This is a genomic window from Undibacterium sp. JH2W, assembly GCF_049340425.1.
Classification (GTDB): domain Bacteria; phylum Pseudomonadota; class Gammaproteobacteria; order Burkholderiales; family Burkholderiaceae_D; genus Undibacterium.
Window position 1 is genome coordinate 73,376 of sequence record NZ_JBMPOT010000012.1, and the last position, 25,500, is coordinate 98,875.

The following is a 25,500-nucleotide window of genomic DNA, read 5'->3' on the forward strand; positions in this document are numbered from 1 at the left end:
CCAAGTTTAATAACAAGGCGGACAGATACTGTCCGCCTTATTTATTCAAGCTCTGACATACAGTTTATACGATACACACTGAATCAAAATAGCCCACATGCCATCCACTATCCGTTTCAAACTACTGGTTACTGCCCTCTTTTTAGCATTGCTCAATACCGGCTGTGCCAGCCTGCATAGCCAGCCTGCACCCGTGACAGCCAGTGCTCAGGCAGCGAATACCCGGCGATACCAGCCGCAGATACAAATCAGCGGCAAGATTTCCATACAGTACCAACAAGCTGGCAAGCCACAAAGCCTGCCAGGCAGTTTTGAATGGGAGCAGGATGCCCAGGGGATACGTATCAATCTTTTGTCGCAATTGGGTCAGGTCATGGCCCGCATCAACCAGAATGAGCTAGGGGCAACACTGGAACTCAATGATAAGAGCACGCGCAGCGCCAGCGACCTGGACCAACTCTTGCAAGATACCCTGGGCTGGTCTTTGCCAGTGGCAGGTCTGCGTGACTGGTTGCAAGGCTTTGTCGCCATCGATGGCAAACAAGCCATCGCCGTCAAGGCAGAAGAGCAGACCCTGAATATCCAGGGCTGGAAGCTGCGTTACGTCAGTTGGCATGAACAGCCCAGTTTCCCCAAGCGTATAGACTTGCAAAGATACACAGAGCAAGCAGGTGATGTCTCTATCCGCATCGTGGTGAATGAATGGAAATGAAGCGACTCGACAATTGCCCGGCTCCGGCCAAACTGAATCTCTTCCTGCATGTCACGGGCCGCCGCGTCGACGACTATCACTTGCTGCAAACCGCTTTTCAGCTCATAGACCGCTGCGATTACCTGGATGTGGAAGTACGTGAGGATGGCCAGATATGCCGCAGCAATGAGATAGACGGCGTGCCTGCCGACAGCGACCTCATCGTCAGGGCTGCCAGATTATTGCAAAATCATACTGGCTGCCCGCTTGGTGCCAATCTGACATTGCGCAAGAACCTGCCCATGGGTGGAGGTCTGGGCGGAGGCTCATCCGATGCCGCCACCACTCTGCTGGCCCTGAATCATTTGTGGGAAACCGGCTTGCAGCGTGAAGAATTGATGCGTCTGGCCCTGCAACTGGGTGCCGATGTGCCTTTTTTCCTGTTTGGTGAAAATGCCTTTGCTGAAGGTGTGGGTGAAGAATTGCAGGCGCTGACTACCCCTGAGGTCTGGTTTGTGGTGCTGGAACCGGGTGTGCAAGTCCCCACGCCAGCAATTTTTTCGGCAAAGGAGTTGACAAGAGACACAAAGCCCGTCAGAATAGCGGACTTTTCCAGTGATGCAAAACATGATTGGAAAAACGATCTGCAAACAGTTGCCTGCGCATTGTTTCCGCAAGTTGATGCAGCCATTCAGTGGCTCTCACAATACGGCGATGCAAAGATGACAGGATCAGGGGCTTGCGTTTTTTGCGCTTTTGCTGAAGAATCAGCAGCTGAGCAAGTGTTACAGCAAGTACCGGATCGCTGGGTATCATGGAAAGCAAAAGCACTGAGTCGCCACCCGATGGCGAAGAAATTGGGATCGAAAAATATTTGGCTTGAAGCCAGTTTAACGCTAAAATAGCGGCGAACTTGGAAACAGGCAAAACGGTTGTGTAGGGGAGTCGCCAAGCTGGTTAAGGCACCGGATTTTGATTCCGGCATGCGAAGGTTCGAATCCTTCTTCCCCTGCCATTAAATTAAAGCCGCCGCATAGATTGTGCGGCGGCTTTTTCAGTTTTATCAGCGGCTTCTTTTGTGTAAAACCCATGCAAAATAAGCCAGACCCACAAAAATCTCAGCCGATAGGTCCCAGCCATGGCAAATGCGCGCGCAAATGACAACATGATGGTTTTCACTGGCAACGCCAATCCTGCACTGGCTGCCGGTGTTGCCAAACAACTAGGCATCCCCCTCGGCAAGGCAGACGTTTCCAAATTCTCCGACGGCGAAGTGATGGTCGAGATCAATGAAAACGTCCGCGGTAAAGATGTCTTCGTCCTGCAATCCACTTGTGCTCCTACCAATGACAACCTGATGGAAATCATGTTGATGGTTGATGCACTGAAACGTGCTTCTGCCGGTCGCATCACTGCTGCCATCCCTTATTTTGGTTATGCCCGTCAAGACCGTCGTCCACGCTCTGCACGTGTGGCGATTTCTGCCAAGGTCGTCGCCAATATGCTGGAAGAAGCCGGTGTAGGCCGCGTCCTGATCATGGACTTGCATGCTGACCAAATCCAGGGTTTCTTTGATATCCCTGTCGACAATATTTACGCTTCACCCATTTTGCTGGGCGACCTGGTTGCCAAGAATTACGAAGACTTGCTGGTAGTGTCCCCTGACGTGGGCGGCGTAGTACGCGCTCGCGCTTTGGCAAAACGCCTGGGTTGCGATCTGGCCATCATCGACAAACGTCGTCCAAAAGCGAATGTCTCTGAAGTCATGAACATCATTGGTGAAGTCGAAGGCCGTAACTGCGTCATCATGGATGACATGGTAGACACTGCCGGTACGCTGACCAAAGCAGCCGAAGTATTGAAAGAGCGCGGTGCCAAGAAAGTGTTGGCGTATTGTACTCACCCTGTCTTGTCCGGCCCTGCGATACAACGTATTTCGCAATCACCGCTGGATGAACTGGTCGTGACCGATACCATCCCCCTGTCTGAAGCTGCTCGTGCCTGCCCCAAGATTCGTCAATTGTCTTGCGACAGCCTGTTGGCCGAGACTTTCCGCCGCATCACCAAGGGCGAGTCGGTCATCTCCCTGTTCACGGACTAAATTATTTCCGGCCCTGCCATCTCCTTGATGGTGGGGCTATTTTCTGGGCCCCTGGTCGCGGGGGTTCAACACCGCAAACCCAATAAACGGTTTGCATTTTTTGGAGTAACACCATGAAAGTAATCGCATTTGCACGCAATGTACAGGGGACCGGAGCGAGCCGCCGCCTGCGCCTTGCTGGCCAAACACCTGGCATCATCTACGGCGGTACAGAAGCACCAGTCGCCATCACTCTGGATCACAATGCCCTGTACCATGCATTGAAAAAAGAAGCCTTCCACTCGTCCATTCTGGACCTGGAAGTTGATGGCAAATCAGAAAAAGTATTGTTGCGCGACTTCCAAGTCCACGCATACAAACAACTGGTTTTGCACGCTGATTTCCAACGCGTAGATCCTAACCAAAAAATCCACGTTAAAGTGCCTCTGCATTTCGTGAACGCTGACGTTTCCCCAGCTGTGAAACTGTCTTCTGCAGTGATCAGCCACGTTGCTGTTGAACTGGACGTTTCCTGCTTGCCAGCAGACTTGCCAGAATTCGTTGAAGTTGACCTGTCCAAACTGGAAGCCGGTCAATCCATCCACGTTTCTCAATTGGCATTGCCAAAAGGCGTGACAGCTGTAGTACACGGCGGTGACGCTACTGTTGCTATCGCTGTTGTTCCAGCTGGCGCAACTTCTGCAGAAGCTGAAGCAAAATAATTTGCATTTGCATGCAAATGAATGAAAGCCGCCTTAGGGCGGCTTTTTTATTTTTGGCTTGCGCGAAACTTTGTTTATGCGAAATACGGGAATTGGTATTACTATTTCTGCCATCACTGATTTCTGGAGTTATCTGCATGCCCTCGCCCTCCTCCCGCAAGCTATGCCTGAGTCTGCTCATCCCCCTGTGTTTCGCTGTAGCCAGCCCTGCCAGCCAGGCGCAACTCGCTGCCGGTATCAAATACGACACCAGCTACCCCATCATCAGCCCGGTCTATGCCAGACAAGGCATGGTGGCGACTGAGCAAGCGCTGGCAAGCCAGGTTGGCCTCGAGATACTCAAGCGTGGTGGCAATGCGGTAGATGCGGCGGTGGCAGTCGGCTTTGCACTGGCTGTGGTCTTGCCCAACGCAGGCAATATCGGTGGCGGGGGTTTCATGATTATTCATGACAGCAAATCAGGCAAGGATATCGCCCTGGATTTTCGTGAACTGGCTCCTGAAAAAGCCAGTCGCGACATGTACCTGGATGCGAAGGGCAATGTCATTTCCGGCAAGTCCCTGTTCAGCCATCTGGCTGTCGGCATACCCGGCACGGTAGCAGGCATGGACCTGGCCTTACGCAAATATGGCAGCATGAAATGGAAAGACGTCATCGCCCCGGCAATACGCCTGGCCGAGCAGGGCTTTGAGATCAGCCCGCATCTGGCCGAGCTGATCGATTCCAGCAAAAACCAGCTGGGAAAATGGCCAGCCAGCCGGGCAATTTTTTTCAAGGATGGCAAACCCTTGCAGGCAGGTGAGCGCTTGCTGCAAAAAGACCTGGCGCAATCCTTGCGCCTGATCGCCGAACAAGGCCCATCAGCATTTTATGAAGGTGCGGTCGCCAAAAAAATCGTCGCCGAGATGCAGCAACATGAAGGCTTGATTTCTGCCAGTGACCTGAAGAATTACAAGGCTGTGGAACGCATCCCCGTACGCGGCAATTATCGTGGCTATGAAGTAGTATCAATGCCGCCACCGAGTTCTGGCGGCGTACATATCATCCAGATGCTGAACATGCTGGAACACTACCCGCTGAAAGAACAGGGGGCCAACAGTGCGCAAACCCTGCATCAACTCAGCGAAGTCATGAAACTGGCCTATGCTGACCGTTCTGAATTCCTGGGTGATCCTGATTACTATAAAGTACCACTCAAGGGCCTGACTTCACGCGCCTATGCGGATGAGCTGGTCAAGAAAATACAGGCCGATCATGCCACGCCTTCTGCCGAGATCAAACCTGGCAAACCCCTTCCCTATGAAAGCGACCAGACCACCCATTACAGCGTGGCCGACAAGTTCGGCAATGTAGTGGCCACGACTTATACCCTGAACCTGAACTTCGGTAGTGGCATCGTTGCCAGCGGCACAGGCATAGTCCTGAATAATGAAATGGATGATTTCTCGGTCAAGGCAGGCGTACCGAATGCCTTTGGTTTGCTGGGAGGGGACGCCAATGCAGTACAGGGCTGGAAGCGGCCCTTGAGCTCGATGTCCCCCACCATAGTACTGAAAGATGGCAAACCCTTCCTGGTCACTGGCAGCCCTGGTGGCAGCCGTATCATCACGACGACACTGCAAACCATCTTGAATGTCATCGACCATGGCATGAACGTGGCCGAAGCCACGATCTCGCCACGCATACACCAGCAATGGATGCCGGACCAGTTGCGCTATGAAAAAGGCATCAGTATCGATACCCTGCGCCTGCTGGAACAAAAAGGCCAGGTGCTGCGCCCGGCTGCTACCCTGGGCAAAACCCAGACCATACAAGTGCTGGAACAGGGCTTTGCCGGATACTCAGACCCACGCAATCCGGATGGCAGTGCACTAGGGTTTTAAGACTACTTTAATCAGCCTGGATGGCAAGCTACTATTCAGGCTGGAGTTTCACACCATTTCGCCCACATGGAGCGATAGGCGCTTTCCACTTCACGGGTAAAACCAGCTTCATCCATCAAGGCACTGTTTTGCATTTCTTCACGCAGAACTGACCTTGTTTCAGCCAGTTTTGGAATGTCCTGCGCCAAAGCGACGACTTTTTCCACGTATTCCTCTTCTGTATTTGCTATCCACTCTGGATGCCCTGCGCCAATTAATATGCTGCCGCCCAGGCGCCCTACACTGGGGCGACCCGCCAGTGTGACGAAGGGCACGCCCATGTAAAGCGTTTCAAACAAGGTCGTCCCGGAATTATGCGGAAAACAATCCAGCCCTATATCCAGTGACCTCAGGGTATTCCAGGGTGGCGTATGAAAGCCAATATCGAGTTGCGATGCATCGACGCCATGAGCTGCAAATTTATCAATCAAGGCCTGGCGTAATTGCAAGTCTTGATAATTCGCACTATCAACAACCAGCACGGCATTGTCAATTCGCTTCAATATGGCGGCCCAGGTGCGTATGGTTTTATGGTTAATCCGTATTGATCGTGTCAGGGTGCCTATCCTGATTTTTTTACCAGTCAGTGCTGGCAAGGGGCTGACCTCTCCCATACCTGCGGCAGGACGGTAAACGATGAATGGCGTATTGAGCCGCCACACTTGCTCGGCAAATAAGTGCTCACTACCCGGTGGAGCACTCATATGATCGGTCAGATAATAGTCTATCGCCGTCAAACCTGTCGTATACGCAAACCCTAACCATGACACCTGCACGGGTGCGGGCCGGCGCGCCAATACTGACAAGCGGTTATTGGCAGTATGGCCTGCCAGATCAATCAAGACATCGATACCATCATCACGGATGCGCTGAGCCAGGGCATCATCGCTGTAGCCACCGGTTGGGACCCAGTGGTCAGCATATTGTTTATAGCGTTTGGTGACATGATCTTCCGTGCTTAGTTGCGCATAGGCATACACTTCAACCAGGTCTTTATCATGCTGGCTCATTAATGGTTCGAGGAAATACTGGACAGGATGATGGCAAAAATCTGGCGATATATAGCCAATTTTTAGACGGCGCTGACGATTTTTGTCATTGGCGAATGGTAGCCAGGCACTTTTATAACGAAGTGCATAACGTTTCTCATATTCCTGATAGGAGTCAAAAATATCCTCGGCACTGCGGTCTGGGTCATAATTAAGTGCGAATAGTAAATTACCATAGGTTTGCGCATATTCAGGGGCCAGTTTAATGTAGCCGCTATAACCATCCTGCTCCATTTGAAATAGCTTTGAAAAACAGACCTCAGCATCAGCAAAGCAATTGATAGAGCTATAAGCCTTGCCAAGATTGCTGTAAAGCGTCATTGAACTGACATCGTTAGCAATTGCTTCCTCGTAAATCGCAATGGCTTCCATTATCTTTTTTTGACCATATAAAATGGCGCCCAGCTTACAATAAGCCTCAGGATTGTTTGCTTTCGTGGCAATCACCTGACGATATATAGCTGTAGCTTGTGACAACAATTGCTGCGCTGTATAAACATTACCAATGCCTATCATTGCCTCGAAAAAATTGGAGCGCAAATGTAAGGCTTGCTTGAAATAGGTCAATGCTGCTTCTGTTTTTTCAAGCTTAAGTTCTATCAAGCCCAGATTGTAGATAGTTTCAACATGTTCAGGATGATTGCGTAAAGATATCAGGAAATTCTCACGAGCGAGAAGAAACTCCTTCTTCTGCATATGCATGAGGCCAAGATTAGTATGAGTGAGAATTTGATCAGGGCCACTTAAACCGACCAATTCACTATCCGCTTCCAGCACTTCAGTGCCAAGCTCTAACGCCTTACGATAAGCCGCCTCTCCCTCTGACAAACAATTAACAGAGCTTAAAGTATTACCTAGATTATTGTATAGCAATATTGAACCAGCTCCATTGACAACGCCTTGCTGATAAAGGGTGAGCGCCTTGGCATATTGCTGCTGGTCATGCAACATGACTCCTAAGTTACAATAAGCCGCAGGATGCTCTCGTTGCAAGCCTATGGCCAAACGGTAAGTTGATTCAGCCTCTTGCAGCAAATGCTGAGCTTTATAAGCATCACCTAAACCGATCATGGCGCCTGCAAAATCGGGTTTTAGCACTAAAGTACGATTAAAATAATTTGAAGCGAGATTTGCATTACCAAGCTCAAGCTCAAGTTTTCCAAGGTTGTAACTTGTCTCAACATGCTGAGAATTAATACTCAAAGAATGCAACAGTTTCTCGCGCGCCAAAATATAGTTATGGTTTTCCATGTACAGAATACCAAGATTGCAGTAAGCCAAAAAATGATTTGGATTGTCTGATAAAATCTGTAAATAAAGAGTCTCAGCATCAAGCAAATTTCCTTGACGCTGCAGCAATACCGCAAGATTAAATTGAGCAAAATTAAAATCTGGCTTAATGTCGATCGCATTTCGGTAAGCAGACATTGCTTCAGCTATATGACCGAGCGAGGTATGAGTTACTGCAATATTATAATGAGCAAAATGATTTGCAGGCTGCATTTGAACTACATGCTGATAACAAATCAAAGCATCTTGATACCGCCCGGTATTATCCAGACACAATCCCAGGCTTAATTCAGCCTCAGGAAAGTCGGATTGTAATACCAAGGCATGCTTGTATTGAACTTCGGCAAGTGCATACTCATACTGTTCATAGAAAACGTCTCCAAGCTTGCTATATAGCACTGCATTAGATGATTCCGCCAATAGAGCGCGTTGATAATATTGCGCAGCAACAACCAAGTCGCCGCTCTTAAAACTAAGGTCACCTAGTCGTTCCAGACTCGTCTCTTGTTCAACTTTCGCCTTAAATTCGCCCCCAACATTGTGATCACTTTCTTTGGTGGTAGTCACACTTTCATCAATAAAAAAAATATAACGCTTGAACCAATTCAGCATTCGCCAACTCTCTCAGACTCTATAAATATACGACGTAACAAAATGATGCCCTGAGAATTCCTTATCGTGAAGACATATCTTAGGATAAGATGGGCACGTTCCTTGTAACCAGAGCAAAAAACAATACCAAGTCCAAACGCTGGTATTCGCATCATGTCGATCAGACGATGAGCAACATTTTCTGCAATCAAACGGTCAGATTTCCGCTTTTCTATGCAAGCAAGGATTGCAAAGCGACTTTGCGTAATGTCGACGTCAAAGACGCCGCTGGATAGCACAATGCTTTCTTGAGCAAAAATTTCACTCTCAAACCCGAAATGATTTCGGAACTTTACAACCAGTATTCGCAGGTCGATTTACTCTTCAAGTGGACAAGCAACATTCGCATATCAAAACCTTTCTGCGAACCAGCAAGAATGCCATGATAACGCCAATATGAATTGAGTTCTGTATTTGCGTACTCATTACTATTGTCAAAAAATATCTGTTTTAGCCCTACAACCTTTACGAAATCTTACAAATTCTAAGTCTCACCATGCTTAAAACAACAGCAATAAATCAACTATTTATGCTCCCATGTGGAAATCTCGACGATGTAAATCAACCAAAACAGATGCATGACCTATGAGAAACGTTAGGGCACTAGTGATGCAATGATTATTGTGAACTGGATCCTATCTTTCAACGAATCTTATGCTTCAACTAATACCTTAGAAGGTAACAACAAATGCCGGAGCCCAATAATTCTACAATTATTTATTTAAAATCGCAGAATAGGGATAAAAAATTATTAGATGCATGTTATCAATTACAATGAAACCGTATCTAAAAATGGTCTACATGCAACGTAACTCACCTCATGGACAGCCACCAGCACCAGACTTTAAACCACGTTGACCATTACAGATAGAGTCCCCAGCAGCAAAAGACCAGATCATGTTTGCTTGATTGGTCGCTGAGGTTGCTGTCAGAGTACCATTCAACTGTGTAGCAGTACCACTTACAGTAGCAGCACTAGTCATCGCTACTGAACCAGCAGCTGGTACCGGAGCATTCGGCAAAAACTTGGAAGTAGCGACAACAGGAATACCATTGTTCCCCATAGAAAAACAACCTGTGGCACCAGCACCCCAAGTGCCATTACTTTCTGTGTAGCACATAGCCATCGAAGTCAACAAGCTTTCCAACTCTGATCGTGCGCCAGCAGCACGGGTACGCGAGGTGTAATCGGTATATTGAGGTAAGGCAATTGCAGCTAAAATGCCGATAATCGCAACAACAATCATCAACTCAATCAATGTAAAGCCTCGGTGCAGTTGCTTTAAAGTAAGTTGCATTCCTACCTCCATAGAAAAAGATATAAAGCTAAATTAAGCAAAAGCAAATTTCATACCATTTCAAAGTTGGCAATAACACGATTCAAATACAATAGGAGCCAATAAATGCAAGGGATACCCTTGAAAATCTGCATGGTGATCTGTGGTGTCACTGCCTCGCCGGCCAGCACCAAGATGGTTTATGTAGCAACCACCGAATGCAGCAAGGCACCTTTGCAACCAAACGTAATCTTTTCAACATCCACTAACTGACAAGTGCAATCACAGACTGTTTGCCACAAATAAAAAAGAGGGTGTAATTATTTTTGTGCAAACGTTCATTTAGCAGGAGACAGCTACTTTCAAGTAGAAATGATAGTCATTGTAAATAGTAACAAGCAGGCCAAACCCGATTCGGAGTTACTCAAACTGGCAAAAGAATTGTTGGCCTCCTACCAGGAACCCATAGACCTGGTTGGTGAGAACGGCCTGCTCAAGCAACTCACCATTATGCTCGTCGAGCGTGCGCAGGAAGTCGAAATAACTGACCATCTTGGCTACGCTAGAGTGGGACCGTCAATGCCAACAGCACCAACACGCGCAATGGTCATAGAGGCCAAACGTTGAAAGACGATTTCGGCGTGCTGCCAATCGACATCCAGCAAGATCGTCTCAAGCTACACCTGTGATTTGAGCGCACGGGAGATCCAGAGTCACCTAGAAGAGGTGTATGGCACAGAAACATCACCAGCCCTATCTCCCAACGTAACCGATGGTGTCAGTGGGCAAGCAAAGGCCTAGCAAACCCGCCAACTCCCCCTATCTCATCCTGTACTTTGACTGCACTCACATCAAAGCACGCGATGCTGATGCCATGAGTAACAAGGCCCCATTTTTCGCCGTTGGCGTGACCATTAACAGCCGTAAAGAAGTGCTGCACCTGTGGATTGTTCAGATCGAGGGAGCCAGGTTCTGGCTGCAAATAGTCATGAAACTGAAAAATCATGGCATGCAGGACAACTTCATTGCCTTTGTGGTAGGTCTCAAAGGTTTCCTTGACGCGATCGAAGCTGCCTACCTGAAGGCGACTGTCCAGCTCTGCATTGTTCACATGGCACGCAACAGCCCGCACTTTGTGCCATGAAAAGATCAAAAGGAAGTGACCGTCGATTTGCGTCGTATTTACAGTGCAGCCGCTGCTGACGAGGGCAGTCTTATACTCATACAATTTGAGGGCAATTGGGATCAGCGATACCTATTAATAGTGCAATCATGCCAGAGTAACTGGGCACGGGCCATCTGGATCTTCGACAATTCGGCGGAGATTCGTAAGGTCATCCACACCACGAACGTCATTGAATTGCTTAACATCAGTATGCAAAGGTCATCAAGACAAGTAGCGCCTTCCCTACTGACAAGGGTCAGCAAGCTGTTTTACATGGCACTCAACACCATAAGCAAGAAATTGACGTACCCATACGGGACTTAAAAGGTGCTCTCAACCACCTTACCATCCAGTTTGATGACCGGATGTCGCAGAAATGAACTAAAACCGGTTGCATAAAATCCTGACACCCAAAAAACCAATACTGCGCGTCAGGCGTTATTTGGACTTTCCTGCCATCCTATCTAAGCATTGAGCCAGCACAAAACACTATGGACAACCGCCAGCCCCAGACTTCAAACCACGTTGACCATTACATATAGAGTTACCAGCAGCAAAAGCCCAGATCATGTTTGCTTGATTGGTCACAGACGTTGCTGTCAGAGTACCATTCAACAGTGTAGCAGCACCACTTAAAGTAGCAGCACTAGTCATCGCTACTGAACCAGCAGCAGGTACTGGAGCATTAGGCAAAAACTTAGAAGTAACGACAACAGGGATACCATTATTGCCCATTGAAAAACAACCTGTAGCACCAAGGCCCCAAGTGCCATTACTCTCTTGATAACAAACTGCCATAGATGTCAGCAAACTATCCAACTCAGCCCTAGCACCTGCAGCGCGAGTACGGGATGTGTAATCAGAGTACTGAGGAATAGCGATCGCTGCCAGAATACCGATAATTGCAACAACAATCATCAACTCGATCAGTGTAAAGCCGCGTTGCAACCGCTTTGAAATGGAGTACATATACATTTCCCCAAAACCCATAAGAAAAAATTAGCCATAGTAAATTCCATCGCAATGTGATTCAGTTAAACATCCACATGTGTTCAAACTACTCTTATTGATAGTACTTACTTCAACAACAATTCGAAAAAATCCAAGTGAAAAACAACCAATCAACCTTGTCCAACATAGATTTGCAGTGAACAAATATAAATCAATACATAAAAAAAGCCCTTCAATAAAATTGAGGGGCTTTTTCGATAGAATTCTTACCTATTATGGGCAGCCGCCAGCTCCGGCCTTCAAGCCACGTTGACCATTACAGATAGCATCACCAGCAGCAAAAGCCCAGATCATGTTTGCTTGATTGGTCACAGACGTTGCTGTCAGAGTACCATTCAACAGTGTAGCAGCACCACTTAAAGTAGCAGCACTAGTCATCGCTACTGAACCAGCAGCAGGTACTGGAGCATTAGGCAAAAACTTGGAAGTAACGACAACAGGGATACCATTATTGCCCATTGAAAAACAACCTGTAGCACCAGCACCCCAAGTGCCATTATTCTCTTGATAACAAACTGCCATAGATGTCAGCAAACTATCCAACTCAGCCCTAGCACCAGCAGCACGAGTACGGGATGTGTAATCAGAGTATTGAGGAATAGCGATCGCTGCCAGAATACCGATAATTGCAACAACAATCATCAACTCGATCAATGTAAAGCCGCGTTGCAGCTGTTTAGGGATAGATTTCATCTTGAACTCCAGTAAAAAAGTTAAATTCGGGAACAACGCTTCATCATCAGCAAGCGCCGTGCCAACTCGTCGCAAGACCTGAAAACAGGGGGTTTTGTGGTGGAAATACATATCTTTGGATGTTTACTCAGGGCAACTGACAAAATGCGTCAATAGCCTCCAAAATCCCTTTGCAATTTTTTGTCATTTCTTATGTCAAAATATAAATATGACTGACGAGAATGTCACTCCTGTAACCTAAGTTACATATTTCAGCTTTTTATTATTAAATAATAAATACTTACTTTACAAGAAGTGTGTATTAATAATCTCAGTGCATGTTTGACCAGGCTGAATAGGCGTCAGGGTAATAAAGAAATGCGCCGCCACACAGATCACCTCATATGCAAGGGAAATTGTCATGGCAAAGTGATGACTAAAAACTCTGACTTGGAGTGATTGTTGGCATTAAGGGTAAGCTATGGAGCTGCCCTGAGGTGATGGCGGTGCTTCAGTAACTATGTCCTGCCCAAATAGAAAAGCAGGGGCCAGACTATCGGGAGCAGATGAAATCCGCTGCCTGACACACTTGGGGTGAGTGTTCACTATCCATACTCATATTGCCCCTTGCCTACCTGCATATACGCTATAAAGCGTCGCCCTTATGGACGGGCAAGCTGGTTTATATCGTAGAAGCAGGACTGACGCAAAATTGTCCCAGCAAGACATCAGCGACGAAGCCAGCACTTTAGTACGGCCAGGAACTGTAACGCAATTGGGGCGGTTTTCGTAAATCCTGATAAAAGGGAAATGCCCTCGCCAGGTCTGGCCCAGCGCCCTCAATAAAAGATGACTGCCATCTTCGTGCCTGACAGCTCTATCATGTCAGCATGCTTCAAGGTGTGCGGCTTGTCCTTGATGGAGACGGTATTGACGGTTGCCGCAGCACTGCCCTCGACCTGGGCAATGACATAGTCCTTGCCTTGCTGGGTAATGGCAATGACCTGAGTGCCAGGGCTGCCTATGGTAGTGACGGCTTTGACAAGATTAAGCTCCTTACCCACATTCGTGCCGTTCATGACCTTGATCTTGGCTCTTTGCTTGTCGACGATCGCCGGTGGCTGCACTTGCCCTGGTTCAGGCACAAAAGTCTGTTTGCCGGATTGTTCAACCTGGAATCTTAATTTGTATTTGCCTATGTCGATAACATCATCATCTTGCAACAAATGCTTTTTGACTGGCTGACCATTGACCATGGTGCCATTGGTACTGCCCAGGTCAAGAACAAAAGAACCATTCGAAGAAGTATCAATTGCGGCATGCTGGCCGCTCACCGTCAGATGATCGATCACGATGTCATTGCTGGGGCGCCGTCCTATCGTCAGGCGTGATTTGCTGATAGTGATTTCTTGCTGAACCAGACCATTAAAGGTGACGATAATTTTCGCCATAAATCTCTCATCAATTCATAAGCCCCGGACTACCGGGTAAATGTTCTTTGCAACCAGGACTGGTTTTTTTCACCAACCAGACGAAACAAGACGACAGAAATATTATCCAGCCCCCCCCTGTCCTTTGCCCTGTCTATCAGTGCTTCGGCACAACGATCAAGATCAGTGCCATACATCCTGATCAGACTCTGGATTTCATCATGCTCCAACATATCGGTCAATCCATCCGAGCACATCAGATACAAATCTTCTTCTTCGGTATGGTGAGTATGCAACTCGGTATGCACCTCATCAAGCGTACCGACAGCCCGGGTAATCAGGTTCTTGATGGAAGAAAAACGCGCATCTTCTTCCGATATCAGACCGGCATTGATTTGCTCCTGCAACACCGAATGGTCCTGGGTCAGACGGCTTAATATACCATCACGAAAGCGATAAGCACGTGAATCACCCACATGAGCAAGCAAGAGCTTGTCCTGCAAACAACATGCCACCACCACTGTGGTGCCCATGCCTGAGCATTCTGGATTGGTTTGCGCTGCGTACAGCACGTTACGGTTGGCCAGTTCGACAGACTCGGTAATCCAGCGCGCCATCGCCAAAGGCCTGGGGCCCATGGAAGGGAACCAGATGGCATCCATCTTACTGCATAAATATTCTGCAATGATTTGCGCCGTCATGGCGCTGGCGACTTCACCGGCATTGTAACCACCCATGCCATCGGCCAGAATGGCGCAGCCGTAGTCTGCACAAACGATGATGGCATCTTCGTTGTGCGACCTGACTAAGCCCGTATCAGACAGGGCGGCAAATTCTAGAACACGCTGGTATGGCATCAATAAACGCTGGGAATTATTCTGAGTGTATAAATTTATAATATTTTACGCAGATTTTATTGGCTAAATTTTAAACCTGTATTCATAGGCTAGTTTCATTAACCGCTTGCCCTGCTTTTTATTCTGTTTTTTATTTTGCTTCGTTTTAGCTAGTGCCTGCAGTTCACGATGAATTCAATCACAATTCAATCACAATTCAATTGTGAACTGTGCATCATGCTGAAGCTTAACATTAAGGAAATCTATTTGCACGGATATCCACCATAAACCCGGCCATAAACAAAAAAGAGTCGCAAAATTTGCGACTCTTTTTCTTGCTAAGTAGCTTTTAAGCGCTTAACTTACAGCATTGCTTTCAACAAACGCGCCATTTCTGACGGGTTTTTAGTGGCTTTGATGCCGCATTCTTCCATGATGTCGAGCTTGGCTTGTGCAGTATCAGCACCACCAGAGATCAGCGCGCCAGCATGGCCCATGCGTTTGCCCGGAGGCGCAGTCACACCGGCGATGAAGCCAACAACTGGCTTCTTCATGTTGTCGCGTACCCAGTAAGAAGCATTCGCTTCGTCCGGACCGCCGATTTCACCGATCATGATGACCGCATCAGTATCTGGATCATCATTGAACATCTTCATGATGTCGATGTGTTTCAGACCATTGATAGGATCACCACCAATACCAACAGCAGAAGACTGGCCCAGACCCAGTGCAGTCAATTGACCCACTGCTTCATAAGTCAAAGTACCGGAACGGGAAACCACGCCGATACGACCTTTACGGTGGATATGGCCTGGCATGATGCCGATCTTGATTTCGTCTGGAGTAATCAGACCTGGGCAGTTAGGGCCGAGCAATTTTGTTTTGCTGCCGGATTTTGCCATGCGGTCTTTCAACATCATCATGTCACGGACAGGGATGCCTTCAGTAATGCAAATTGCCAGGTCCAGGTCAGCTTCAACGGCTTCCCAGATGGCAGCGGCTGCGCCTGCTGGTGGAACGTAGATAACAGAAACTGTCGCGCCAGTAGCTGCTTTAGCTTCAGATACGTTAGCAAAAATCGGGATGCCTTCGAAATCTTCGCCAGCTTTTTTCGGGTTCACGCCAGCGACGAAACAGTTTTTACCGTTTGCGTAGTCGCGGCACATGCGAGTATGGAACTGGCCAGTTTTGCCAGTGATACCTTGGGTGATGACTTTAGTGTCTTTATTGATCAGGATGGACATATCTGTTCCTTGCGATTATTAAGCTTGAGCTGCAGCAGCTGCAACAACCTTCTGTGCTGCTTCTTCCATCGTGTCAGCCGCGATGATAGGCAGGCCAGAGTCAGCCAGCATCTTCTTGCCGATGTCTTCGTTAGTACCCTTCATACGCACAACCAGTGGTACTTGCAGGGAAACTGCCTTGGATGCAGTGATCACGCCTTCAGCGATCACGTCACAACGCATGATGCCGCCGAAAATGTTGACCAGGATGGCTTTCAGGCCTGGGTTTTTCAACATGATCTTGAAGGCTTCAGTTACTTTTTCTGCCGTCGCGCCACCACCTACGTCGAGGAAGTTGGCTGGTTCGCCGCCGAACAGTTTGATCGTGTCCATGGTTGCCATCGCCAGACCAGCACCGTTGACCAGGCAACCGATATTGCCGTCGAGGGAGATGTAAGCCAGGTCAAATTTGGAGGCTTCGATTTCAGCTGGATCTTCTTCATCCAGATCGCGGTAAGCCACGATTTCTGGTTGACGGAACAAGGCATTCGCGTCGAAGTTGAATTTTGCATCCAGTGCGATCACTTTGCCGGAGCCAGTCAGGATCAAAGGATTGATCTCAGCCAGGGAGCAGTCAGTTTCCATGAAGGCTTTGTACAAACCTTGCAATTGAACGCGCGCATCAGCGATAGAGCCTTCAGGTACACCGATTTTACGGGAGATGTCGTCAGCTTCAGCATCTTGCAAGCCAGCAGTCGGGTCGATTGCCAGGTTGTGGATCAGTTCTGGATGTTTTTCTGCCACTTCTTCAATATCCATACCGCCTTCGCTGGAGGCCATCAAGACCACGCGCTGGCTGATACGGTCAGTGACCATACTGACATACAGTTCTTTTTTGATATCTGCGCCTTCTTCGATCAGCAGGCGACGAACCTTTTGACCTTCAGCACTGGTCTGATGCGTGACCAGTTGCATGCCCAGAATCGCGTCAGCGTATTCACGCACTTGTTCCAGGGATTTAGCGACTTTCACGCCACCACCCTTGCCACGGCCACCGGCGTGGATCTGTGCTTTAACAACCCAGACTGGTCCGCCCAGCGTTTCAGCCGCTTTGACAGCTTCGTCAACAGACAGGCATGGAATACCGCGTGGTACTGTCACTCCGAATTTACGGAGGATTTCTTTACCCTGATACTCATGAATTTTCATACGACTTCCCTTCAGACACTGAGGTATAAATAATTAAACAAACAAACTAGCTGGGTGATTTCGCGTCAGGCGATACTTTTGCCCAACGCGGGTAATATTGAACAACCGCCGGCCCATCTATGCGAAGAGCGTGACAGCGATCAAGTTGAAAAGGTTGTTGCGCCTGCTGACCATGATCTGTCGCACCATCGCGGGTATCGATCACATCCCCGGCAAAAGCCTGGACAGCAGCAGTGGGCAGAATTTGCGCCATTTCCGTCAGATGGGTGCAACCCTGCACACCAGCCATGCGTTCTTTGACGCCCTGGCGGAACTGTCTCATCAAATTCAAACCGATGAGTTTTTTATAATCTGGAGTAATGGCTTCGCAATAGCCAGGATAAGGTACGGCATCCGAAGACGCTTCCACATCCACAATCGTCATTTGCAGGTTGATGGTAATACGCAGGCTAAGGTCATGCAGTGCGCTGCCATTCGGGCGCACACCGGATGCGAGGGTGATGTCGCGGGGCTTATAGTCAGTGATACGGGCGTCAAGATCCCACAATCCGTCATCGCGCGCGAACGCTTCGATCTGGATAGTACGCGTGTGCTTTAAGGCGCGTCTGTTGGTTGACGAAGATAAGGGCATCATGCCTGCTGGCGGCTAAACCGGAATTACTGAATAAATAGCCACAATTGCGTGTCGTTACCGCAGCTTCTACGATAACAGCCGCTCCTGCGGCCCTGCAAAAAAACCAGCAGAGTTTAGCACAGACCAGCCGTGAACTCATCATATGACTACAATTTAAGCAGTTTTCTGAGTATGCTTATGCAAAAATCTAAGCAGAAAATTAAGTTTTTTGTGGTTTGGCAAAAGAAAACCGGGTGATTATCAGATAAATGTCTTTCCTTACAATATCGATATGTACTTGGAAGCAGTGCTCATTCAAATCGAAAATGAATGTCTATTTCAAAGTTCAGACCAAAGTTTTTGCTTTGCAGCTAAGCACTGGGTTCACCAGGCTGCGCTTTATCAGCTTCGTAGCTTAGTACCGCGCCTCGTCAGACTACGCTCCGTCAACCCAACACCTGGCGTTTATAAACACTTACAAAGTTTCGAGGCCAAGTATCGGACTGACAAAGGCCAAGCTTTCGAAGGTCGGTGCTGGACTCACCTGCACCTGCGGCTTATCAAGCTCACGTCTCAGCCTCAATAGAAAAAGTACCCTCCACTTCGTCATTCCTGCGCAGGCAGGAATCCATCGTATTAACAACTTTAGAGCCAAATCTGCCGCAATCTTGTTCACGATTCTTGAGTTTATACAAATAAGTCAAGAACAAACAAAATCAAGCAACGCCGCTAGGCCCCAGTCTGCGCTGCGCCATTGCTGAAGTGTGCGTTTACTCTATATTTACTCCACATCCTCATCCCGCGGCACTCGCATCGCCGCTTGTGTCGCCCGGCTGGAAAACCCCCTCTGCTGCAAAAATGCCGCCTGCTTCATTTTTTCCTGATGATCTTGTGGCGCGTGCCGGAACTTCCTGTGCAAGACCTGCACCGCTCTCTCTACTTCAGACTCTTTCAGCTCTTCCTTGACGTTTTCTATATCCTGCGCATCCAGTCCATGGCTTTGCAACTCCGCCAAAATGCGGTTATTGCCAAACCTCGCCTGCCGCCGGTTCACCAGCGATTCAGAAAAGCGCTCGCCAGACAAATACTTGGCCGCCTCCAGAAAATCCAGTACGGCAGCTACATCATCGCCCTCTTCCGCATAGCGTGCCAGCTTGCGTTCCAGCTCCATGCGGCTATGCTCACGCATGGATAAATAACGCAGGGCGCGCGCTTTCAGGCTGATGGTAGGTTTTTTCATACTTTAAAAGCAAAAATGCCGGTTGGCAGCTACCAACCGGCATGATACAAAACTATGGTGCTGACAGTACTACAACTTAGGCTTCAGCTCAGTGCTTCAGCTTATTCAGCCGTTGCCGCCGACGGCATCAACAAAGGCACGCCCAGATGCAAGCGCACTTTGTTTTCAATTTCAAATGACAGCTCAGGACGCTCTTTCAGATAAGTACGTGCATTGTCCTTACCCTGACCGATACGCTCACCGTTATAGCTATACCAGGCACCAGCTTTTTCTATGATTTTGGCATCCGCCGCCAGATCCAGAATCTCACCTTCGCGTGAAGTACCTTCACCATACATGATGTCAAAGTGTGCTTCCTTGAATGGTGGCGCCACCTTGTTCTTGACAACCTTGACCTTGGTTTCATTACCCACCACTTCATCACCCGACTTGATAGAGCCAGTGCGGCGGATATCGAGACGCACGGAAGCATAAAACTTCAACGCATTACCGCCTGTCGTGGTTTCAGGGCTGCCAAACATGACACCAATTTTCATACGGATCTGGTTAATAAAGATCACCAGGGTATTGGTACGCTTGATACTGCCCGTCAGCTTACGTAAAGCCTGGGACATCAGACGTGCTTGCAGACCAGGCAAAGAATCACCCATGTCGCCTTCAATCTCGGCACGTGGCGTCAATGCCGCGACCGAGTCAATGACTACCAGATCGACGCTACCAGAACGCACCAGCGCATCGGTAATTTCCAGCGCTTGCTCACCTGTATCAGGCTGTGAAATCAGCAAATCAGACAGATTCACACCCAGTTTTTGAGCGTAACCAACGTCCAGCGCATGTTCAGCATCGATAAATGCACAAGTACCGCCCAGCTTTTGCATTTCAGCAATCGCTTGTAGCGTCAATGTGGTTTTACCAGAAGATTCAGGACCATAAATCTCAACCACGCGGCCACGTGGCAAGCCACCGACGCCCAGCGCGATATCCAGCCCCAGAGAGCCAGTAGAAACAACCTGCACCTCTTCCACCACTTCACCGTCGGCCATGCGCATGACCGAACCTTTACCAAACTGCTTTTCTATCTGTGCCAGCGCTGCTGCAAGTGCCTTTGCTTTTTCTGAGGCATTTTCTGGTTTCTTATCGTCCATACATTCTTTCATTCAATAAGCGGCGGGTGGAAAAGGAATACAGGCTTAATTTCCTGCGATTTGCAGTACTGTATAAAAAAACAGTGATTTATGCAAGCGACTTTTTGCATAGATTGTTGAACAGAGGATTTTACAGCGAAGTGTTGGCAATCATCTAATTATTATTCGTTTAACAAAATTTATCGAAATTCATTTAAGTCTGAACTTTGTTCATTTAACTCTGAACTCTTGCGGATAATGATGCGTTAAATATTGCGCCATCCAAGATCTTGTTTGTTGGAGACACGCTGCTGGCTGATTATATCGGCCCCCAAAGCATTGGTATGTGCAGCGTGCATTTAAACCGGAAAAATACTCCTTCGACAAATTCTACGATTAATTCGTTGGCAGAATTAGTGGAGAATTAAACACATTACAAATGCTAATTTGGATTCCGCAAAGCTGCTTCCCGCGCTTCTGGCATAAAAACACCATTCTTGACAACACTGGCGTAGCGCCAGATAATTTTCCGGGAAGAAGACAAAACGCGTATCGTATTCACTTTATCATCAGATAAATTTCTAATGCCTCGTCGTCTCCTCGTTTCCTTGCTCACCACCGGCATCATTCACGCACAAAAGGAAGCAGCCGCACAGGCTGATACCACGCCGGTGGCCAAAGAATCTGCAGCGGCAGTCGCGCCAAAAGATGCAGCGCCAGCGACGCCGTCGGTTGAAATCCGCGGTGCTGTCGATGCGATACGCCGCAACGAAACCGCCACCAAGATCGTCGTCACCAATGAAGAGCTGGTCAAATACGGAGACCAGAACGTGCTCGACGCGATGAAGCGCCTGCCCGGCGTGACTGTGCAAGGCACCAGTGTGCGCATGCGCGGTCTTGGCAATGGCTACACGCAGGTTCTGGTCAATGGTGAGCGCCCGTCGGCTGGCTTCTCGCTCGATACGCTGGCACCAGACATGGTGGAGCGGGTAGAGATCGTGCGCGCTGCCACTGCCGAATTCAGCACTCAGGCGATCGCTGGTACCATCAACATCGTGCTCAAAAGGGCAGTTGCCAAGGATAGCAGCGAAGTGAAGGTGCTCGTTGGTGGTGCCCATGGTCAGCGCAATGCCAGCACCAATCTATCAACCTCGGACCGCGCGGACAAGCTGTCCTATACGCTTGATGCCAACTTGAATTTCAACCGGAATATCAATCCGTCGTACAGCACCGTTGAGGCCCACGCTGCCAATGGTGCACTGACCGAAAAGCGCAACACGACCTCAGTCAACACCAGTCAAGTCGAGGGCATCAATCTCAATAGTCGCTTGAACTGGCAACTCAAAGGGGAAGACAGCTTTACCTGGCAAACCTTTGCCAGCCAAGGCTACTTCAAAGGCAACAACGACGACCGCACCACGACTTTGACGGAACCGGCCTATCCTTATCCTTTGCTGGTGGCTAACTTCGACGGCATGTTCCGCTACCTGCGCAGCGATATGAACTGGGTGGCCAAGTTCATCGACGGTGGCACGCTCGATGCCAAGCTGGGCATCTCCAGTTCGGACAATGAGCGCTTCGTCGGCCGCCGGGGTCGCGACACGGCCAATGCCCTCGTGCTTGACCGCGACTACACCACGCGCGGTAAGGACCGTGGCATAAGCACTACTGGTAAATACACGGCACCCTGGTTCAGCGGCCACTCGATCGCGTTTGGCTGGGACTTCGGCTACGCCAAATATCATGAAAACGAAGTTCAGGATGACGCGCCGTTGCCCGGCCAGGTGCAGCTAGACTTCAACAATAACTACGGCGCGACTATCACCCGCCTCGCTGCGTTTGCGCAGGACGAGTGGGACATTACCAAGAACTTGTCGCTGTACCTCGGCGCACGATGGGAAGGCGTGCGCACTCATGCAACGGCCATTGGCATTGATTCGGACTCGCATCTGTCGGTGTTGAGCCCACTGATGCAGGCCCTGTACAAGATCCCTGACCACAAAGGTGACCAGCTGCGTTTCGCGATGACCAAGACCTACAAGTCACCGGGATTGTGGCAACTGGTGCCACGCCATTTCTACAATTCGTTCAACACCGCTGTCTCACCTGACTCTAGCGGCAATCCGAACCTCAAACCTGAACTGGCACTGGGCATCGATGCTGCCTTCGAGCACTACTGGTCCGAAGGCGCATTGCTGTCGGTTGCGGTATCGTCACGCGAGATCGAAGGTTTAATCCGCAATGAAGTGCGTCTCGTCGGCGACCGCTATGTCTCAGCACCGTACAACCAGGGCAAGGCCCACGTCAAGGGTCTGGAACTGGAAGCAAAATTCCCGCTCAAGGCCGTGATGAAGGATGCGCCTAACGTTGACGTGCGCGCCAGCATCAGCCGCAACTGGTCTACCGTCGATGGCGTGCCAGGCCCAGGTAGTCGCCTCGATAACCAGCCGCGCCTCTCGGCCAACTTTGGCGCTGACATCAAGCTTGGTCAATGGAATGGCGGCGCCAGCTTCTCGTATGTGGAAGGTTCATGGTCCCGTACCTCGTTGACCGATTCGCGCTTCAATTCCTCGCGACGCGATCTCGAAGCCTACCTGCTATACAAGTTCACGCCTAAGATCCAGTTGCGGATCACAGCGCGCGACCTGCTGCGCCCTGACAATGTGAGTAAATTGCGCTTCGATGGTCCGGAAGGCAACTACGACAGCATGACGACCAGCCCAGTGCGTCCGGGCTGGCGCATTACCTATGAGCACAAGCTGTAAGGAGCAGGATGGCAATGCGATAAGTTGCCCAAATAGGAACGCGTCTATCAAAGTCAAGGCCTGTCCATAGCATGCGGGGCTTTAGTATTACTTTTGGCGAAGGTCACGCAATTTTTACCCGAAAAGTAAAAAAATGCAGTAGCTAACTGGTCAGTATGAATTCTCGGGAGATTCACAAGCCACCCTCACCTTCATTCAGATCACAACCACTTACGCAAACCAATTTAAACCTTTGGTAAAAAAAATTTTGTTCGACTTGCCACGTTGAGCTGGAGTTTATTGGGATAGAACAAACATGCGGTACATTTGATAATTCTCCCCTGGGAAATATATATCTCTATTTTTTTACGAAAATAGCTTTGACAGATGCAATACATGGCACGATTTTGTATCAATCATAAATTCTAATGTCCTTTACAAGATAACAAGAGACAACATATTTAGTAAAAACGACCAAAAGATTTGAATAAAATTGGGGAAGTCGAAAAGTTCAGAGTTGGCTGAACGAAACCCATGAAAGTTCAGAGTTAAACGGATATTGACACTTAGCGCTGAATTCTTTGACCTGAAGAAATTTACTCGCCAGGTGCCGCACTGTATTGCGAGAGGTGCCCAGTCAGTCGTCTGGTAATCTCAAGTCATAGAAGATGGTCACGAATGTGCCAGTGTCAGTAATACCAGATAAGGCACAGAGATCACACCTGCCCCCGACTTATCAAGATAGATAGGATAATTTGCCAGACGTTGATCAGAATCGATCAGGCAAAGCGAGCCAAATTTCAATATAAATCAGCGGAAAAATAAATTAACCAATACGCTTCACTCCGCAAATGCCGCAATCGCGCTGCGACTGGATGCAGCTTGTTTTGCCTTGTACATGGCGATGTCAGCTTCCTTCAGGAACTGTTCGGCATTCGCCAGGGAATCGTAAAGGCTAATACCGATGCTCGTTGACATCATGATCGTAGAACCGGGTAAAGGTACATCCAGCGTTGTGACAATTTTTTTGGCTAAAACCTGGGCATGTTCCAATACCCGCACCCCCTCGGCAAGCACCACAAATTCATCTCCGCCAAGGCGGGCCATGGTGTCGTTCTCGCGTAAACAGCCAGAAACTCTTTTCGCAAATTCTTTTAGTACCTGATCCCCGGCGTCATGTCCGTTAGTGTCATTGATTTTTTTGAAGCCGTTCAAGTCCATAAACAATAAAGCCAGGCCATTGTTTTGTCGTAGCTGACGGACTATCGCCTGATGCAAGACTTCCATAAAATGCCGGCGGTTCGGGAGCCCGGTCAAGCCATCTGACAAGGCCATTTCATTGAGCGTCTCTTCCCATTTTTTACGTTCGGAAATATCGTGCAAAAACGCCGTGAATTCGAGTCGGCCTGCGATATTATTCACGTTCAGGCTGACCTCGACGGAAATTTCTTTACCCTCCCTGTCCACAGCGAGAAATTCCCGTCGCGCAGTCGTTGCTGCTTTTTCACTATTATCGAGATGCGTCAGGATATTGACGAAGGAATTTCTAAAAACAGGTGGCACGATCAGGTCGGCAATATTGCGCCCCATGGCCTCATGACTGGTCCAGCCGAACAGGGATTCGGAAGACCGATTCCATTGTGTGACGACCCCAAGATTGTCTATCGATATCACAGCATCATTGGCATGTTCCAAAATGGTGCGTATACGTTCTTCACTCGTGCGTAGTTGAGCCTGCACACGCAGCATCTCGTCAAAAGCGACTTGCTTGCCGAGCGCGGCCCCCAGGGCTGCTCCCATGAGTTCCAGCGTTTGCAAGTCTTCTTCATCAAATCCGCATGCCTGTTCTGACATGACTTTCAGAACACCAACTGGCAAGCCTCTTTCAAAAAGCGGCGTGCATATCATGGAACGAACACCGACTTTTTTGCAGGCATTTGCATCGACACGTGGATCGGTTTCTGCATCATCACATTGCAGGATTCTTGCGCTACTGACGCATAAGCCAGACAAGCTATTCGCTCTCAGCAGACGCAGGCCAACATGCTGGGATATTGTACCGCTGGCAGAGCGATACACCATATAATCGCCATCGACCAGTTCAACTACCGCGCCTTTGGCTTCTGTCAATTCTTGCAATGTGTTTACAACAAGCTGCATGAATGCCGCAAGATCCAGATCTGCCTGGGCGAGCAGTGATTGTGTCGCGATGATGCGCTCTAAGCGGTCAAGTTGTCTTTTATTCTTTTTCATCTTCAGATACCAGGCAGTTTTCCAGGTTCCATTTATTTTAGGGTATTTCTGAGAGCATCCATTTTCAATATAGAGCGGGATCATCAGTTTTTTGTTAATTATTGCTGCTTGAGCTTCAAGGAATTTTTAAAATCTTCTATAAGCACTTCCTTGACTTCTATCGTGCTATCAAAACAGAAACTACTTGCTTCCTTAACTGCTTCATCTCGAATATTGCACCGGCATTTTACTGCTCTTTTCATTACTGAATTGCTCTTATAAAAACAATGTTGTGCAGGGCTGATTGACAAGTGAACAT

19 protein-coding genes, 1 tRNA gene and 1 pseudogene are annotated in these 25,500 nt (G+C 48.7%); 8 read left to right on the top strand and 13 right to left on the bottom strand.

The window, feature by feature from the left end; genetic code table 11:
* Positions 1 to 97 precede the first annotated feature (97 nt).
* The 6 genes from lolB to ggt all read left to right on the top strand — a co-directional run bounded on the left by lolB (position 98) and on the right by ggt (position 5,376).
* Complete coding sequence (lolB, locus tag ACO0LC_RS18795; RefSeq protein WP_423005874.1) at positions 98 to 712, top strand: lipoprotein insertase outer membrane protein LolB; 615 nt, start codon at positions 98 to 100, stop codon at positions 710 to 712.
* Positions 709 to 1,596 carry a 4-(cytidine 5'-diphospho)-2-C-methyl-D-erythritol kinase gene (gene ispE, locus ACO0LC_RS18800; RefSeq protein WP_423006139.1) on the top strand — a complete coding sequence of 296 codons (888 nt, stop codon included), beginning with the start codon at positions 709 to 711 and terminating at the stop codon, positions 1,594 to 1,596. The genes lolB and ispE overlap by 4 nt, the downstream gene beginning before the upstream one ends.
* 33 nt (positions 1,597 to 1,629) lie before the next feature.
* Positions 1,630 to 1,706, top strand: a tRNA-Gln gene (locus tag ACO0LC_RS18805).
* A gap of 123 nt (positions 1,707 to 1,829) precedes the next feature.
* Complete coding sequence (locus ACO0LC_RS18810; RefSeq protein ID WP_186956001.1) at positions 1,830 to 2,792, top strand: ribose-phosphate pyrophosphokinase; 963 nt, start codon at positions 1,830 to 1,832, stop codon at positions 2,790 to 2,792.
* 113 nt (positions 2,793 to 2,905) lie between these two features.
* Positions 2,906 to 3,493 (top strand): 50S ribosomal protein L25/general stress protein Ctc, encoded by a 588-nt coding sequence (locus ACO0LC_RS18815; RefSeq protein ID WP_423005876.1) that lies wholly within the window; start codon positions 2,906 to 2,908, stop codon positions 3,491 to 3,493.
* A gap of 137 nt (positions 3,494 to 3,630) precedes the next feature.
* On the top strand, positions 3,631 to 5,376 hold the full coding sequence (gene ggt / locus ACO0LC_RS18820; RefSeq protein WP_423005878.1) for a gamma-glutamyltransferase: 1,746 nt from the start codon (positions 3,631 to 3,633) through the stop codon (positions 5,374 to 5,376).
* Between the two features lie 35 nt (positions 5,377 to 5,411).
* Here ggt and ACO0LC_RS18825 read toward each other — a convergent pair whose 3' ends face one another.
* Positions 5,412 to 8,366, bottom strand: a complete 2,955-nt coding sequence (locus tag ACO0LC_RS18825; RefSeq protein WP_423005880.1) for a tetratricopeptide repeat protein — start codon at positions 8,364 to 8,366, stop codon at positions 5,412 to 5,414.
* An 857-nt stretch (positions 8,367 to 9,223) separates the two neighbouring features.
* Positions 9,224 to 9,703, bottom strand: coding sequence for a pilin (locus ACO0LC_RS18830; RefSeq protein WP_423005882.1), 480 nt, complete (start codon positions 9,701 to 9,703; stop codon positions 9,224 to 9,226).
* A 351-nt stretch (positions 9,704 to 10,054) separates the two neighbouring features.
* Here ACO0LC_RS18830 and ACO0LC_RS18835 point away from each other — a divergent pair.
* A pseudogene (locus ACO0LC_RS18835) lies at positions 10,055 to 11,227 on the top strand (IS256 family transposase).
* Between the two features lie 109 nt (positions 11,228 to 11,336).
* Here ACO0LC_RS18835 and ACO0LC_RS18840 read toward each other — a convergent pair.
* From ACO0LC_RS18840 to recA, 9 genes are all read right to left on the bottom strand, one after another.
* Positions 11,337 to 11,816: a pilin gene (locus tag ACO0LC_RS18840; protein WP_423005884.1), complete on the bottom strand. Its 480-nt coding sequence runs from the start codon at positions 11,814 to 11,816 to the stop codon at positions 11,337 to 11,339.
* A gap of 255 nt (positions 11,817 to 12,071) precedes the next feature.
* On the bottom strand, positions 12,072 to 12,551 hold the full coding sequence (locus ACO0LC_RS18845) for a pilin (RefSeq protein ID WP_423005886.1): 480 nt from the start codon (positions 12,549 to 12,551) through the stop codon (positions 12,072 to 12,074).
* Between the two features lie 818 nt (positions 12,552 to 13,369).
* On the bottom strand, positions 13,370 to 13,981 hold the full coding sequence (locus ACO0LC_RS18850) for an FHA domain-containing protein (protein WP_423005888.1): 612 nt from the start codon (positions 13,979 to 13,981) through the stop codon (positions 13,370 to 13,372).
* A 29-nt stretch (positions 13,982 to 14,010) separates the two neighbouring features.
* Positions 14,011 to 14,817: a Stp1/IreP family PP2C-type Ser/Thr phosphatase gene (locus tag ACO0LC_RS18855; protein ID WP_423005890.1), complete on the bottom strand. Its 807-nt coding sequence runs from the start codon at positions 14,815 to 14,817 to the stop codon at positions 14,011 to 14,013.
* A 341-nt stretch (positions 14,818 to 15,158) separates the two neighbouring features.
* Positions 15,159 to 16,040 carry a succinate--CoA ligase subunit alpha gene (gene sucD / locus ACO0LC_RS18860; RefSeq protein ID WP_186947208.1) on the bottom strand — a complete coding sequence of 294 codons (882 nt, stop codon included), beginning with the start codon at positions 16,038 to 16,040 and terminating at the stop codon, positions 15,159 to 15,161.
* Between the two features lie 18 nt (positions 16,041 to 16,058).
* Positions 16,059 to 17,243 (bottom strand): ADP-forming succinate--CoA ligase subunit beta, encoded by a 1,185-nt coding sequence (gene sucC, locus ACO0LC_RS18865; protein WP_268978095.1) that lies wholly within the window; start codon positions 17,241 to 17,243, stop codon positions 16,059 to 16,061.
* A 31-nt stretch (positions 17,244 to 17,274) separates the two neighbouring features.
* Entirely contained in the window at positions 17,275 to 17,859 is a 585-nt protein-coding gene (locus ACO0LC_RS18870) for a DUF2889 domain-containing protein (protein ID WP_423005892.1), read from the bottom strand.
* Between the two features lie 763 nt (positions 17,860 to 18,622).
* Positions 18,623 to 19,081, bottom strand: a complete 459-nt coding sequence (recX, locus tag ACO0LC_RS18875; protein ID WP_423005894.1) for a recombination regulator RecX — start codon at positions 19,079 to 19,081, stop codon at positions 18,623 to 18,625.
* Positions 19,082 to 19,182: 101 nt separating this feature from the next.
* A complete protein-coding gene (recA, locus tag ACO0LC_RS18880; protein WP_422952273.1) occupies positions 19,183 to 20,226 on the bottom strand; it encodes a recombinase RecA in 1,044 nt (347 codons plus the stop codon).
* A 563-nt stretch (positions 20,227 to 20,789) separates the two neighbouring features.
* Here recA and ACO0LC_RS18885 point away from each other — a divergent pair.
* Entirely contained in the window at positions 20,790 to 22,970 is a 2,181-nt protein-coding gene (locus ACO0LC_RS18885; RefSeq protein WP_423005896.1) for a TonB-dependent receptor plug domain-containing protein, read from the top strand.
* A 651-nt stretch (positions 22,971 to 23,621) separates the two neighbouring features.
* Here the strand turns inward: ACO0LC_RS18885 and ACO0LC_RS18890 are convergent.
* Together ACO0LC_RS18890 and ACO0LC_RS18895 are read right to left on the bottom strand one after the other, a co-directional pair.
* Positions 23,622 to 23,753, bottom strand: a complete 132-nt coding sequence (locus ACO0LC_RS18890) for a hypothetical protein (RefSeq protein ID WP_423005898.1) — start codon at positions 23,751 to 23,753, stop codon at positions 23,622 to 23,624.
* Positions 23,754 to 23,789: 36 nt separating this feature from the next.
* On the bottom strand, positions 23,790 to 25,202 hold the full coding sequence (locus tag ACO0LC_RS18895) for a diguanylate cyclase domain-containing protein (RefSeq protein WP_423005900.1): 1,413 nt from the start codon (positions 25,200 to 25,202) through the stop codon (positions 23,790 to 23,792).
* Positions 25,203 to 25,500: the final 298 nt, after the last annotated feature.

Bases quoted from the DNA above. Each gene is read 5' to 3' on its own strand.
- sucD (WP_186947208.1), bottom strand. From the start codon at position 16,040: ATGTCCATCCTGATCAATAAAGACACTAAAGTCATCACCCAAGGTATC.
- ACO0LC_RS18895 (WP_423005900.1), bottom strand. From the start codon at position 25,202: ATGAAAAAGAATAAAAGACAACTTGACCGCTTAGAGCGCATCATCGCG.
- ACO0LC_RS18810 (WP_186956001.1), top strand. From the start codon at position 1,830: ATGGCAAATGCGCGCGCAAATGACAACATGATGGTTTTCACTGGCAAC.
- ispE (WP_423006139.1), top strand. From the start codon at position 709: ATGAAGCGACTCGACAATTGCCCGGCTCCGGCCAAACTGAATCTCTTC.
- recX (WP_423005894.1), bottom strand. From the start codon at position 19,081: ATGAAAAAACCTACCATCAGCCTGAAAGCGCGCGCCCTGCGTTATTTA.
- ACO0LC_RS18830 (WP_423005882.1), bottom strand. From the start codon at position 9,703: ATGCAACTTACTTTAAAGCAACTGCACCGAGGCTTTACATTGATTGAG.
- ggt (WP_423005878.1), top strand. From the start codon at position 3,631: ATGCCCTCGCCCTCCTCCCGCAAGCTATGCCTGAGTCTGCTCATCCCC.
- ACO0LC_RS18850 (WP_423005888.1), bottom strand. From the start codon at position 13,981: ATGGCGAAAATTATCGTCACCTTTAATGGTCTGGTTCAGCAAGAAATC.
- ACO0LC_RS18845 (WP_423005886.1), bottom strand. From the start codon at position 12,551: ATGAAATCTATCCCTAAACAGCTGCAACGCGGCTTTACATTGATCGAG.
- ACO0LC_RS18815 (WP_423005876.1), top strand. From the start codon at position 2,906: ATGAAAGTAATCGCATTTGCACGCAATGTACAGGGGACCGGAGCGAGC.
- ACO0LC_RS18855 (WP_423005890.1), bottom strand. From the start codon at position 14,817: ATGCCATACCAGCGTGTTCTAGAATTTGCCGCCCTGTCTGATACGGGC.
- lolB (WP_423005874.1), top strand. From the start codon at position 98: ATGCCATCCACTATCCGTTTCAAACTACTGGTTACTGCCCTCTTTTTA.
- ACO0LC_RS18840 (WP_423005884.1), bottom strand. From the start codon at position 11,816: ATGTACTCCATTTCAAAGCGGTTGCAACGCGGCTTTACACTGATCGAG.
- ACO0LC_RS18885 (WP_423005896.1), top strand. From the start codon at position 20,790: ATGCCTCGTCGTCTCCTCGTTTCCTTGCTCACCACCGGCATCATTCAC.
- ACO0LC_RS18870 (WP_423005892.1), bottom strand. From the start codon at position 17,859: ATGCCCTTATCTTCGTCAACCAACAGACGCGCCTTAAAGCACACGCGT.
- recA (WP_422952273.1), bottom strand. From the start codon at position 20,226: ATGGACGATAAGAAACCAGAAAATGCCTCAGAAAAAGCAAAGGCACTT.
- ACO0LC_RS18825 (WP_423005880.1), bottom strand. From the start codon at position 8,366: ATGCTGAATTGGTTCAAGCGTTATATTTTTTTTATTGATGAAAGTGTG.